The organism is Streptomyces sp. ITFR-21 (genome assembly GCF_031844685.1).
GTDB lineage: Bacteria > Actinomycetota > Actinomycetes > Streptomycetales > Streptomycetaceae > Actinacidiphila.
In genome coordinates, this window is the sequence record NZ_CP134605.1 from 1,644,241 (window position 1) to 1,657,340 (window position 13,100).

At 72.1% G+C, this 13,100-nt stretch carries 10 protein-coding genes; 7 read left to right on the top strand and 3 right to left on the bottom strand.

Going from position 1 to position 13,100, the window contains the following annotated elements; genetic code table 11:
* The first annotated feature begins 384 nt into the window (after nucleotides 1-384).
* From aceE to RLT57_RS07355, 3 genes are all read left to right on the top strand, one after another.
* Nucleotides 385-3,132 (top strand): pyruvate dehydrogenase (acetyl-transferring), homodimeric type, encoded by a 2,748-nt coding sequence (gene aceE, locus RLT57_RS07345; protein WP_311296555.1) that lies wholly within the window; start codon nucleotides 385-387, stop codon nucleotides 3,130-3,132.
* A gap of 331 nt (nucleotides 3,133-3,463) precedes the next feature.
* On the top strand, nucleotides 3,464-4,639 hold the full coding sequence (locus tag RLT57_RS07350; protein WP_311296556.1) for an alpha/beta hydrolase: 1,176 nt from the start codon (nucleotides 3,464-3,466) through the stop codon (nucleotides 4,637-4,639).
* A gap of 428 nt (nucleotides 4,640-5,067) precedes the next feature.
* Nucleotides 5,068-5,793 carry a DUF4429 domain-containing protein gene (locus RLT57_RS07355; RefSeq protein WP_311296557.1) on the top strand — a complete coding sequence of 242 codons (726 nt, stop codon included), beginning with the start codon at nucleotides 5,068-5,070 and terminating at the stop codon, nucleotides 5,791-5,793.
* A 57-nt stretch (nucleotides 5,794-5,850) separates the two neighbouring features.
* Here RLT57_RS07355 and RLT57_RS07360 read toward each other — a convergent pair whose 3' ends face one another.
* Together RLT57_RS07360 and RLT57_RS07365 are read right to left on the bottom strand one after the other, a co-directional pair.
* Nucleotides 5,851-6,876, bottom strand: coding sequence for an aldo/keto reductase (locus tag RLT57_RS07360; protein ID WP_311296558.1), 1,026 nt, complete (start codon nucleotides 6,874-6,876; stop codon nucleotides 5,851-5,853).
* Entirely contained in the window at nucleotides 6,876-7,343 is a 468-nt protein-coding gene (locus RLT57_RS07365) for a MerR family transcriptional regulator (protein WP_311296559.1), read from the bottom strand. Before RLT57_RS07365 ends, RLT57_RS07360 begins: the two co-directional genes overlap by 1 nt.
* A gap of 748 nt (nucleotides 7,344-8,091) precedes the next feature.
* Here RLT57_RS07365 and RLT57_RS07370 point away from each other — a divergent pair.
* Nucleotides 8,092-8,907: a serine hydrolase domain-containing protein gene (locus RLT57_RS07370; protein WP_311296560.1), complete on the top strand. Its 816-nt coding sequence runs from the start codon at nucleotides 8,092-8,094 to the stop codon at nucleotides 8,905-8,907.
* A 1-nt stretch (nucleotide 8,908) separates the two neighbouring features.
* Here RLT57_RS07370 and RLT57_RS07375 read toward each other — a convergent pair whose 3' ends face one another.
* A complete protein-coding gene (locus RLT57_RS07375) occupies nucleotides 8,909-9,691 on the bottom strand; it encodes a pirin family protein (protein WP_311300616.1) in 783 nt (260 codons plus the stop codon).
* A gap of 83 nt (nucleotides 9,692-9,774) precedes the next feature.
* Between RLT57_RS07375 and RLT57_RS07380 the strand changes: the two genes are divergently transcribed.
* The 3 genes from RLT57_RS07380 to RLT57_RS07390 all read left to right on the top strand — a co-directional run bounded on the left by RLT57_RS07380 (nucleotide 9,775) and on the right by RLT57_RS07390 (nucleotide 13,049).
* Nucleotides 9,775-10,983, top strand: coding sequence for a PucR family transcriptional regulator (locus tag RLT57_RS07380; RefSeq protein ID WP_399128219.1), 1,209 nt, complete (start codon nucleotides 9,775-9,777; stop codon nucleotides 10,981-10,983).
* A gap of 89 nt (nucleotides 10,984-11,072) precedes the next feature.
* Complete coding sequence (locus RLT57_RS07385) at nucleotides 11,073-12,002, top strand: ACP S-malonyltransferase (RefSeq protein WP_311296561.1); 930 nt, start codon at nucleotides 11,073-11,075, stop codon at nucleotides 12,000-12,002.
* A 12-nt stretch (nucleotides 12,003-12,014) separates the two neighbouring features.
* Entirely contained in the window at nucleotides 12,015-13,049 is a 1,035-nt protein-coding gene (locus RLT57_RS07390) for a ketoacyl-ACP synthase III (RefSeq protein ID WP_311296562.1), read from the top strand.
* The last annotated feature ends 51 nt before the right edge of the window (nucleotides 13,050-13,100 follow it).

The following is a 13,100-nucleotide window of genomic DNA, read 5'->3' on the forward strand; positions in this document are numbered from 1 at the left end:
CCGTATGTGCCCGCTGCGGCGCGAGCCTATTGGCGGTAGTCCACACGGGCGCGGCGGATCGCGCAAGTACCCGGCGTACGAGACCGCCGAAACGGTGACGATTCGACCGTCTTCCCCGCAACCCGCACCCTGGGTTCCTTACCCATAGTGACGCAGACCACTCCGGTTTGCCGGTGTTGTGGGTGATTGGAGCCGCGCGTCGGACGTACGTCCACCCGGGCGTAGAGTGCAGGTTTGGCCGCCTGTCGGCCGCCGGACCCGCCGGGCTGTGCCGGCCCACCGGTTACCGCTCGGTAGAGATGACGTATCGAACGCTGCGGTACACGATGGATGCGGCGACCCAGCAGAGCACCTTTATCGCACCCCTATCAGTGAAGGAACAGCGTGGCTTCCGGATCCGATCGCAACCCGATCATCATTGGCGGCCTTCCCAGCCAGGTCCCGGATTTCGATCCCGAGGAGACGGCGGAATGGCTCGACTCGCTCGACGCTGCCATCGACGAGCGCGGCCGGGAGCGGGCCCGCTACCTGATGCTCCGCCTCATCGAGCGCGCCCGCGAGAAGCGCGTCGCCGTGCCCGAGATGCGCAGCAGCGACTACGTCAACACCATCGCCACCAAGGACGAGCCGTTCTTCCCCGGCAACGAGGAGATCGAGCGCAAGATCCTCAACGCCACCCGCTGGAACGCCGCGGTGATGGTGTCGCGGGCGCAGCGCCCCGGGATCGGCGTCGGCGGCCACATCGCGACCTTCGCCTCCTCCGCCTCCCTCTACGACGTGGGCTTCAACCACTTCTTCCGGGGCAAGGACGACGGCCTCGGCGGCGACCAGATCTTCTTCCAGGGGCACGCCTCGCCGGGCATCTACGCCCGCGCGTTCCTGCTCGACCGGCTCACCGAGGCGCAGCTGGACGCCTTCCGCCAGGAGAAGTCCAAGGCGCCGGACGGCCTGTCCAGCTACCCGCACCCGCGGCTGATGCCGGACTTCTGGGAGTTCCCCACCGTGTCCATGGGCCTGGGCCCGCTCGGCGCGATCTACCAGGCCCGGATGAACCGGTACATGCAGGCGCGCGGCATCGCCGACACCTCCGCGTCGCACGTCTGGGCGTTCCTCGGCGACGGCGAGATGGACGAGCCGGAGTCGCTCGGCCAGCTGTCCATCGCCTCCCGCGAGGGCCTGGACAACCTGACCTTCGTGGTGAACTGCAACCTCCAGCGGCTCGACGGCCCGGTCCGCGGCAACGGCAAGATCATCCAGGAACTGGAGTCCCAGTTCCGCGGCGCCGGCTGGAACGTCATCAAGCTGGTCTGGGACCGTTCCTGGGACCCGCTGCTGGCCCAGGACCAGGACGGCCTGCTGGTCAACAAGATGAACACCACGCCGGACGGCCAGTTCCAGACGTACGCCACCGAGACCGGCGGCTACATCCGCAAGCACTTCTTCGGCGACGACCAGCGGCTGCGCCGGATGGTGCGCGACCTCAGCGACGAGCAGATCCTGCACCTGGGACGCGGCGGCCACGACCACCGCAAGATCTTCGCCGCCTACACCGCGGCCCAGGAGCACCGGGGCCAGCCGACCGTCATCCTCGCCCAGACCATCAAGGGCTGGACGCTGGGCCCGAACTTCGAGGGCCGCAACGCGACCCACCAGATGAAGAAGCTGACGGTCGACGACCTCAAGCGGTTCCGGGACCGGCTGCACCTGCCGATCACCGACCAGCGGCTGGACCAGGGATACCCGCCCTACTACCACCCGGGCCGGGACTCCGAGGAGATCCAGTACATGCACGACCACCGCAAGAGCCTCGGCGGCTACGTGCCCAGCCGGGTGGTGCGCGCCAAGCCGCTGCCCCTGCCGCCGGACACGGCGTACGCGACCGCGAAGAAGGGCTCGGGACAGCAGTCGATCGCCACCACCATGGCGTTCGTCCGGGTGCTCAAGGACCTGATGCGGGACAAGGAGATCGGCAAGCGCTTCGTGCTGATCGCCCCGGACGAGTACCGGACCTTCGGCATGGACGCGTTCTTCCCGAGCGCGAAGATCTACAACCCGCTGGGCCAGCAGTACGAGTCGGTGGACCGCGAGCTGCTGCTGGCGTACAAGGAGTCGCCGACCGGCCAGATGCTGCACGACGGTATTTCCGAGGCCGGCTGCACCGCCTCGCTGATCGCCGCCGGCTCCGCGTACGCCACCCACGGCGAGCCGCTGATCCCGGTGTACGTCTTCTACTCGATGTTCGGTTTCCAGCGCACCGGTGACCAGTTCTGGCAGATGTCCGACCAGCTCGCCCGCGGTTTCGTGCTGGGTGCCACCGCCGGCCGGACCACCCTTACGGGTGAGGGCCTCCAGCACGCCGACGGCCACTCCCAGCTGCTGGCCTCGACCAACCCGGCGTGCGTCGCCTACGACCCGGCGTACGGCTTCGAGATCGCGCACATCGTGCAGGACGGTCTGCGCCGGATGTACGGCGAGACCGCCGACGGCAGGCCCGGCGAGGACGTCTTCTACTACCTGACCGTCTACAACGAGCCGGTCCAGCACCCGGCCGAGCCCGCCGACGTGGACGTCGAGGGCATCCTCAAGGGCGTACACCGCTTCAAGCCCGGCACGGCGGGCACCGTCCCGGCGCAGATCCTGGCGTCCGGCGTCGCGGTGCCGTGGGCGGTCGAGGCGCAGCGCATCCTGGCCGAGGACTGGGACGTACGGGCCGACGTGTGGTCCGCGACCTCCTGGAACGAGCTGCGCCGGGAAGCCGTCGACGTCGAGCTGCACAACCTGCTGCACCCGGAGGAGGAGCAGCGCGTGCCGTACGTGACGCGCAAGCTCTCCGGGGCGCAGGGCCCGTTCGTCGCGGTGTCGGACTGGATGCGCTCGGTGCCGGACCAGATCGCCCGCTGGGTGCCGGGCCGGTACGCCTCGCTCGGCGCGGACGGCTTCGGCTTCGCCGACACGCGCGGGGCGGCGCGGCGGTTCTTCCACATCGACGCCCAGTCGATCGCGCTGGGCGTGCTGACCGAGCTGGCCGGGGAGGGCAAGGTCGACCGCTCGGTGCTGAAGCAGGCGGTGGACCGCTACCAGCTGCTGGACGTGGCCTCGGCCGACCCCGGCGTCGCGGGCGGCGACGCGTAGGGTCCGCGGGGGCGCGGCACCTGGGCGCGGCGCGTGCGGCCTGATCGCGGCGGCGCGAAGCCGTCCGAGCGGGCACGAAGCGATAGAGGACGGTACGGGACTCCGGCCGGTGGTGACACCGGCCGGAGTTTCGGCGTTTTCCGGCCGTAACCGATTTCCGCCATATTTCGTTGTCAAACGTGACCCGTATCACGCAGCCACCGAGTGATCTTCCACGTCTTCTACCCTGCAAACAGGAGACGCCGTCCGCCGACGGCCCCGATCCTCACCCCGGCCGACCCGCTGACCCCGGGAAGAATGCGCGAGGCAACAGCGAGTGACCCTTCTTCACATGCGCATGAGCCCGACCTCCCTGCGAGCGCTGCTCGCCCTGGTCGTCGTCTTCATCATGCTCGCCACCACCGGCTGGACCGCCGTCCGGCCGCACGGCAGCGCCGACCCGCGGGCCGTGTCGCTGTCGGCCTGGTCGAGCGGCACGATCGGCGCCCGGCGGCTGCCGGACCCGAGCGCCGCGCCCGGCGCCATCGCCCGCTTCTTCGCCTCCCTGACCGCCGGTCAGCGGCGCACGCTCGCCGACCGCTACCCGCTGGTGGTCGGCAACCTCGACGGCGCCCCGCCGACCCTGCGCTACCTGGCCAACCGGCGGGCCCTGCGCCAGGCCCGCGACACCGAGGCCGCGCTCTACCGGGGCGACCGGCTCACGCCCGTGGGCCGCAGGAGCGCCGACGAACTGATCGACCGCTACGACTCGCTGCTCGCCGGCCGCCGGCAGATCCTCGCGTTCGACCCCTCCGGCACCGGCCGCGCCGCCGAGGTCCTCGGCGACCTCGCCACCGCCACCCGGATCTCGATCGTGGTCCCCGGCGTCGACACCGACCTGCTCCGCTTCGAGCGCCTCACCAAGACCTACGAGTCCCCGGTCGGCATGGCCCGCGCGCTCTACGGCGCCGAGAAGGCCGCCGAGCCGGACGCGCGCACCGCGGTGATCGCCTGGGCCGACTACACCACCCCCACCGGGGTCGGCCTGGCCGCCTCCACCGGCGCGGACGCCGAACGCGGCGCGGTCCGGCTGGAAAACCTGCTGGCCGCGCTGCCAGGACACGCCCCGGTGGCACTGTTCTGCCACTCCTACGGCTCGGTACTGTGCGGGGTGGCGGCGCCCGACCTGCCGCGCGGACGGGTCCGCGACATCACCGTCTTCGGCAGCCCCGGCATGCGCGCCCGGCACGCCTCCGACCTCGGCACCACGGCCCACGTCTGGGCGGCCCGCGACTCCGGCGACTGGATCAGCGACGTCCCCCACCTGGAGTTCGCCGGCCTCGGCCACGGCGCCGACCCCGTCTCCGCCTCCTTCGGCGCCCGCGTCATCAGCGCCGCCGGCGCCAACGGCCACCCCGGCTACTTCGCCCCCGACACCACCAGCCTCGCCAACTTCGCCGAGATCGCCCTGGGCCACTACCAGGCAGTCGCCTGCAACGAGGGCACGGAGTGCGCGGGGGGGCTGTAGCCCTCCTGCGCGGTGCTTTCGTCGGGGGGCGGCGGCCCGGCGGTGCCGGGGTGCCCGAGGGTGGGTGCCCAGTGGGGTGAGGGTGCCCCAAGGTGGGTGCCGTGGGGCGTGGGGGTGACCACGGGTGGGTGCCGTACGGCGTCAGGTGAACCAACCGGCGAACCCTACGGCGCCACGCGGGGCAACCCAGCCCCCGGGCCTGGGCCCCCTTGGGTGCCCCGACGCCCGACGGCACCCACCGGGCACCGGCCCATGGGCACCCCGCCACCGGGCACCCACCCATGGGCACCCCCACCCCCCCACCGCGCCCCCTTGGGGCACCGATCCGCTCGGCGGTTCGCCGGTAGCCGGCGAACCGCCGGCCGTGCTGGCGGCAAAAAGAGAACCGGGAGACCCGTTCCGTGCATGTCAGCCATAGGGTGGGCCCCATGGGCGACGTGCTGGCCGGAAACAATGCCGTATGGGAGTTCGAACCCGACGCGGTGGTCATCCGTTACAGCCGGTCGGTGCGGGGGTCACGGCTGCTTCAGGCGCTCGGGGAGCGGCGGGTGCCGGTGGAGGCGCTGGAGGGGGTGGAGCTGGAGGAGGGGCGGCGCGGGACGGTCGTGCTGCGGGGGGTGCCCCGGGCCGGGGTGGATCCGCTGGTGGAGGTGGCCGGCGGGCAGCTGCGGGAGACCGCGGACCCGTACCGGCTGGTGCTGCCCGAGCAGTCGCGGACGCTCGCCGAGTACTACCGGGACGAGCTGCGGGCGGCGATCGCCGCGGCGGAGCCCGCCGAAGCAGCCGGCCGGTTCCTGGTGGCGGCGCCCGCCGGGCCGCGCTCCTTCAAAGCCTACGACGCGAAGGCGTTCTTCGACGGCCGCACCGTCGTCTTCCGCTGGTTCTGGACCGGCGCGTCCACCGCCAAGTGGAAGGCCGGTGACCAGTTCTTCCCGGTGGCGGAGCTGACCGGCGTCGACTGGCGCTCCCCCGAACTGCTCCACGGCCACCTGCGGCTGCTGCGCCGGGACGTGGGGCCGCCGCCGGGCGAGGCCGACCAGGACCCGGCCGCGGTCGTCTTCGGCCTCGGCTACGGGCCGGTGCACGAGTCCCTGCCGTTCGCCGCCGCGGTGCTGGCCGCGATCCGTACCGTCCGGGTGGGCCCGCAGCTCTGACGCGGACGGGCCCGCGGCGCGCTGTGGCGCCGCGGGCCCGGATCCCCGGGAGCGCCGCTACTCGCGGGCCGCCGAGGTGCCGCTCATGTCCGGATAGCGGTCACCCGCCACCTCGGAGGCGATCGGTTCCAGCCACGCCAGCTCGGCGTCGGTGAGGGTGATCCGCGCGGCGGCGGTGTTCTCCTCGACACGGGACGGCCTGCGGGTGCCGGGGATCGGCACCACGGACAGGCCGTGCACCGCGGCCCGCTGGTGCACCCAGGCGAGCGCGATCTGACCGAGGGTCGCGCCGTGCGTCTGTGCGGCCTTGCGGACCGGCTCCAGCAGCGCCGCGTTGTGCCGGGCGTTGTCCCCGGAGAACCGCGGCTGGAAGCGGCGGAAGTCGTTCTCCGGCAGATCGCTGGCCGCGTCCTGGAACGCTCCGGTCAGAAAGCCCCTGCCGAGGGGCGAGTACGGCACGACCGCGACGCCCAGCTCGGCCGCGGCGCCCACCAGCGAGGTCTCCACGTCCCGGCTGAACAGCGACCACTCCGCCTGCACGGCCGCGATCGGGTGTACCGCGTGCGCCGCGCGCAGCTCGGCCCCGGTCACCTCCGACAGGCCCAGGTGGCGCACCTTGCCCTCGGCGACGAGCTCGCCCATCGCACCGACCGACTCCGCGAACGGCACCCGCGGGTCGTGCCGGTGCATGTAGTACAGGTCGATCACATCGGTGCCCAGCCGCCGCAGGCTGCCCTCGACGGCCTGCCGGACGTAGGCGGGATCGTTGCGGACGGCCCGGTACGACGGGTCCTCCCGCCTGCGCTCGATGGCGAACTTGGTGGCGACGGTGATCTCGTCACGGTGCGCCTTGACGAAGGGCGCCAGGAATTCCTCGTTGGCGCCGAAGCCGTACATGTCGGCGGTGTCGTAGAGGGTGACGCCGAGTCCGAGCGCCGTCTCCAGCGTCTGCCGGGCGGCGGCCTCGTCGGTCTCGCCGTAGAAGTCGCTCATGCCCATGCAGCCCAGGCCCTGCGCGCCCACCTCCGGGCCGCCGGTGCCGAGCCGCTCCGTGCCGATACGCCCACTGCTGTCTGCTGCCATCACGTGCCTGTCCTTTCCGGCGCCCGAGCGGCACCCGCGTACGTGGCGATCTTGCCGTCGAGCACGACCAGGGTGTCCTGCAGTTCGGCGATGCGCTGGAGGACGTCGAGTCGCGTCGACTCCAGCAGCGCCCGGCGGTCGCCGAACGTGGCGTCACCGGCCCGGACCATCTCCGCGTACGCCACCATGTCGGCGACCGGCATCCCGGTCAGCCGCAGCTTGCCGACGAAGGCCAGCCAGTCCAGATCCCGGTTGGAGAAGCGCCGCTGCCCGGTGTGTGAGCGGTCCACATGCGGCATCAGGCCGATCCGCTCGTACCAGCGCAAGGTGTACGCGCTGAGCCCGGTGAAGTCGGCGACCTCGCTGATCGTGTACTGGTCCTGCCCGTCGGGCCGCGGATGTCCGGGGTCTTCCTCGCACGTCGCCACGGGGACCGATTCGCTCTTCGCCACCTGCACGACCGTCATACCCCCACGCTAAGACCTTGGAGTGCGCTCCAGGCAAGCGGACCTTTTTTGCCGCCTTCTCGCCTCCGGGCGGATCAGTACCCAAGGGTGGGTGCCCGGCAGCGTGAGGGTGCCCCTTTGGTGGGTGCCGTCGGGCGTCGGGGCACCCAAGGGGGCCCAGGCCCGGGGGGCTGGGTTACCCCACACGGCGCCGTACGGTCCGCCGGTCCGTTCACCTGACGCCGTACGGCACCCACCCCGGGGCACCGACCCGCCCGACGTTCGGCCGTGTAGCCGGTGAGCCGAAGGGCGCGCCGGTGTCGAAAGGGAGAGCGCGCGCAGTGAGCGAGGAACGAGCGAGTGAGCACGGTCGACCGTCGACACCGGACCCAAGCGCCCGGAGGCGAGAAGGCGGCAAAAAAAGGGGGATGGACGGCACCCCACCGCCCCACGGCACCCCCACCCCACCGGGCACCCACCTGTGGGCACCCTCACGCTGCCGGGCACCCACCCGTGCCCACGCCCACCGAACCGCCAACGGCACCCCCGTGTAGCCGGTGAGCCGAAGGGCGCGCCGGTGTCGAAAGGGAGAGCGCGCGCAGTGAGCGAGGAACGAGCGAGTGAGCACGGTCGACCGTCGACACCGGACCCAAGCGCCCGGAGGCGAGAAGGCGGCAAAAAGGGGAGGCCCGGAGGCGAGAAGGCGGCAAAAAAAGGAGGCCCGGAGGCGAGAAGGCGGCAAAAAAGGGCACCCTCTAAGCTCGCCGCCATGGAGAGCCTGCGCTTGATCGGGAACTGGCCGGTGACCGCCGCGGCGGCCGTCGTCGTACGGCGGGACGGGACGACCGCGGGGAGTTACGGGCCTGGTGGGCGGCGGTTCGAGCTGGCCTCGGTGACGAAGCCGCTGAGCGCGTACGCGGTGCTGGTCGGCTACGAGGAGGGCGTCTTCGAGCTGGACGACCCGGCCGGGCCGCAGGGCTCGACGATCCGGCACCTGCTCGCGCACACCTCGGGTCTCGCCTTCGACGAGCACACGGTGGTCGCGGCGCCCGGCACCCGGCGGGTGTACTCCAACGCCGGATTCGAGGTGCTGGGCGAGACGCTGGCGCGGGCGGCGGGGATGCCGTTCGCGGAGTACCTACGGCAGGCGGTCCTGGAGCCGCTGGGCATGAGCGGTACGTCGCTGCCCGGGTCGCCGGCCGCGGGCGGGGTCTCCACGGCGGAGGACCTGGCGCGGTTCGCCGCCGAGCTCCAGGCACCCCGGCTGCTGCACCCCTCGACGGTGGCCGCCGCGACCTCGGTGGTCTTTCCCGGACTCAAGGGCGTCCTGCCGGGCTATGGGCACCAGAACCCCAACGACTGGGGTCTCGGCTTCGAGATCCGCGACGGCAAGTCCCCGCACTGGACCGGCTCGCTGTCCTCCCCCGGCACCTTCGGGCACTTCGGCCAGTCCGGCACCTTCCTGTGGGTGGACCCGGCGGCGGGCGCGGCCTGCGCGGTACTCACCGACCGGGCCTTCGGGCCGTGGGCGCTCCCGCTGTGGCCGCAGCTGACCGACGCCGTCCTCACCGAACTGCAGGGCTGACTTATTTTTGCCGCCTTCTCGTCTCCGGGCGCTCGAATCCGGTGTCGACGGTCGAAGCGCTTGGAGGCGAACCGGCGGCAGAAAAAGGGCCGTGCATCTCCCACACCAGATACTCCGCCGGGCCCCGTGTCGCCGCGTGTACCGCCCGTTCGTCGGTGATCCGGGCCGCGTCTCCCGGCTTCAGCAGGTGGTCGCCGAGGTGTACCCGGCCGCGTACCACGTGGACGTACAGGAAGGGGGCGTCGGGCAGGGGGCAGGAGTCGGGGGCGGTGGGGCGGCCCGCGTGGAGGGCGGCGGCGGGGTGCCGCAGGCGCAGGGCGGGCGCCGTGCCGGGGGCGCCGGAGGCCAGCAGGCGCAGGCCGGGGCCGGGGGGTGCCGGGGCGGGGGCCGCCGCGTAGCCGGGCGGGCCGCCGAAGACGCCGGGGTGCAGCCACATCTGTACGAACCGCAGTGGCGTACCGCCGGCGTTGCGTTCCTCGTGCCGGACGCCGGACCCGGCGCTGAGCACTTGCAGGCCGCCGGGGCCGAGCCGGGTGGCGCGCCCCTCGCCGTCGCGGTGCGCGAGTTCGCCCGTGACCACCCAGGTGACGATCTCGGTGTCCCGGTGCGGGTGCTCGGCGAAGCCCGCGCCGGGCGCGAGCCGCTCCTCGTTGCAGGCCAGCAGCAGCCCGAACCGTACGTTGTCCGGCGCGTAGTGGGCGCCGAAGGAGAACGCGTGCCGGGTCTCGATCCCCGTGCCCGCCTCACCGCTCCGGTAACGGTCGCCGGCCCGCCGTACCTCGATCACGCGACCACCCTACGCACTCGGGGCAAACCCTCTTCAGACCCCCGCACCACCCGCCGCAGGCGATAAGGCAGGCTTGTGCCGTGCCCGACGCCTCGCATGCCCCGCAGCCGCCCGCCGCCGATCCCCTGCGCGCGGAGCACTCCGCGACGCTGCGGCGGCTGGAGAAGTCCGCCGGCCGGCTGGCGGCGAACGCCATCGCACGGATGGACGAGCAGCTGCCGTGGTACCGGGCGATGCCGCCGGAGAACCGGTCCTGGATCGGGCTGGTGGCGCAGGCCGGTATCGCCGCGTTCACCGAGTGGTTCCGGCACCCCGAGGCACCGCAGGCGATCAGCACCGACGTGTTCGGGACGGCGCCGCGCGAGCTGACCCGGGCGATCTCGCTGCGGCAGACCGTGGAGATGGTCCGCACCACCATCGAGGTGATGGAGGCGGCGATCGACGAGGTGGCCGCGCCCGGCGACGAGTCGGTGCTGCGGGAGGCGCTGCTGGTCTACGCCCGGGAGATCGCCTTCGCCACCGCGCAGGTGTACGCGCAGGCCGCCGAGGCGCGCGGCGCCTGGGACGCCCGGCTGGAGTCGCTGGTGGTCAACGCGGTGCTGTCCGGGGAGGCCGACGAGGGCGTGCTGTCCCGGGCCGCGGCGCTGGGCTGGAACTCGCCGGACAAGATCGTGGTGGTGCTGGGCACCGCGCCCAGTGGCGACAGCGAGTTGACCGTCGAGGCGATCCGCCGGGCCTCCCGGCACGCCAAACTGCAGGTGCTGACGGGGGTGTTCGGCGAGCGGCTGGTGGTCATCGCCGGCGGCTCGGGCGAGCCGTTGCGGGTGGCGAAGGCGCTGATCGGCCCGTTCGCGACCGGTCCTGTGGTGGCCGGGCCCGTCGTCGGCGACCTGTTGTCCGCGACGCGTTCGGCGCAGGCCGCGGCGGCCGGCCTCAAGGCGTGCGCGGCCTGGCCGGACGCGCCGCGGCCGGTGCAGTCCGACGATCTGCTGCCGGAGCGGGCGATGGCCGGGGACCGCTACGCCCGCGAGCAGTTGGTGGAGGAGATCTACAGGCCGCTCAAGGAAGCGGGCTCCGCGCTGCTGGAGACGCTGAGTGTCTATCTGGAGCAGGCGTCGTCCCTCGAGGGGGCCGCGCGGATGCTGTTCGTCCACCCCAATACCGTTCGCTACCGGCTGCGACGTGTGACTGACGTCACCGGTTGGTCACCCTCTGATGTACGGTCGGCCTTCACCCTGCGCATCGCACTCATTCTCGGCCGTCTGTCGGATGCGGATCGTTCGCGCTGAGCCTTTGTGGGACACCGACAAATCACCTGACAGTTCTTGGTCCCTGTCCTCACGGGCGGTCCGGGGCGCCGCCGAGAGAGAGTGGGAGTGTGCTCGTACTCGTCGCTCCCGGACAGGGCGCCCAGACGCCCGGCTTCCTCGCCCCCTGGCTCGAACTCCCCGGCGCCGCCGACCGGCTGGCCGGCTACTCGGTCGCGGCCGGACTCGACCTGGCCCACTACGGAACGAAGGCCGACGCGGACGAGATCCGTGACACCAAGGTCGCGCAGCCGCTGCTGGTGGCCGCCGGTCTGCTGGCGGCGGCCGAACTGAACACCGTACCGGGCCTGGTGGCCGGGCACAGTGTCGGCGAGATCACGGCGGCGGCGCTGGCCGGGGTACTGGACCGGTCGGACGCGATGGCCTTCGTGGCCGCCCGCGGCCGGGCCATGGCCGAGGCGGCGGCGGTCACCGAGACCGGCATGTCCGCGGTGCTGGGCGGCGATCCGGAGCAGGTCGTGGCGCATCTGACCGCTCTCGGTCTGACGCCGGCGAACGTCAACGGCGCCGGTCAGATCGTCGCGGCCGGCACGCTGGCCCAGCTGGCGGCGCTCGCCGCCGACCGGCCGGACAAGGCCCGGGTGATGCCGCTCAAGGTGGCGGGCGCCTTCCACACCGCCCACATGGCTCCCGCGGTGGCGGCGCTCGAAGCGGTGGCGTCTTCGCTGAGCGTTGGTGACCCCGTCCTGCCGTATGTTTCCAACGCCGACGGGAAGACCGTGGACAATGGCGCGGAGGTCGTACGCAGGCTGGTCGCGCAGGTGTCGAACCCGGTGCGCTGGGATCTGTGCATGGAGACGTTCAAGCGGTTCGGAGTCACCGCGATCATCGAGGTGGCCCCTGGCGGCACCCTGGTGGGGCTTGCCAAGAGGGCGCTGCCCGGGGTCAGGGCCCTGGCGCTGAAAACACCGGACGACCTCGAAGCGGCTCGTGCGCTGATCGCCGAACTCGGCGCGCCTGCCGAAGAACGAGCCGAATAGGAGTCCTGTCCGATGACAGCGAAGATCAGTCCGACGAAGGGCGCGCCCTACGCACGGATTCTCGGCGTGGGCGGCTACCGGCCGACCCGCGTCGTCCCCAACGAGGTGATCCTGGAGCGGATCGAGTCCAGCGACGAGTGGATCAAGGCCCGCTCCGGCATCGCCAGCCGGCACTGGGCGGGGCCGGACGAGACCGTCGCGGAGATGTCGCTCGCGGCCGGCGGCAAGGCCGTCGCGGCGGCCGGGATCGACGCCTCCGAGATCGACGCGGTGGTGATCGCGACCGTCTCGCACTTCAAGCAGACGCCGGCGATCGCCACCGAGATCGCCTACCGGCTCGGCGCGGGCAAGCCGGCCGCGTTCGACATCTCGGCGGGCTGCGCGGGCTTCACCTACGGGCTGACGCTGGCCAAGGGCATGGTCACCGACGGCAGCGCGTCCTATGTGCTGGTGGTCGGTGTGGAGCGGCTGAGCGACCTCACCGACAAGACCGACCGCTCCACCGCGTTCCTGTTCGGCGACGGCGCGGGCGCGGTCGTGGTCGGTCCGTCGGACGTGCCGGCCATAGGCCCCACGGTATGGGGCTCCGAGGGCGACAAGTCCGACACCATCACGCAGACGGTGGCGTGGGACCGGTTCCGGGACGGCGACACCACGGGCCTGCCGCTCGACGAGAACGGCGGGGTGAAGTTCCCGGCGATCACCCAGGAGGGCCAGGCGGTCTTCCGCTGGGCGGTGTACGAGATGGCGAAGGTGGCCCAGGAGGCGCTGGACGTCGCCGGGATCAGCGCCGACCAGCTCGACGCGTTCATCCCGCACCAGGCGAACATGCGGATCATCGACTCGATGATCAAGGCGCTCAAGCTTCCCGACCATGTCGCGGTGGCCCGTGACATCGAGACCACCGGAAACACCTCCTCCGCGTCCATCCCGCTGGCCATGGAACGGCTGCTCGACACCGGAAAGGCCAAGAGCGGCGACACCGCGCTGGTCATCGGGTTCGGGGCGGGTCTGGTGTACGCGGCGACGGTCGTTACTCTCCCCTAGTCACATCCCCTCGCGGCGCCGCAGTCCCGCACGCCGCACCACCCGGTTACA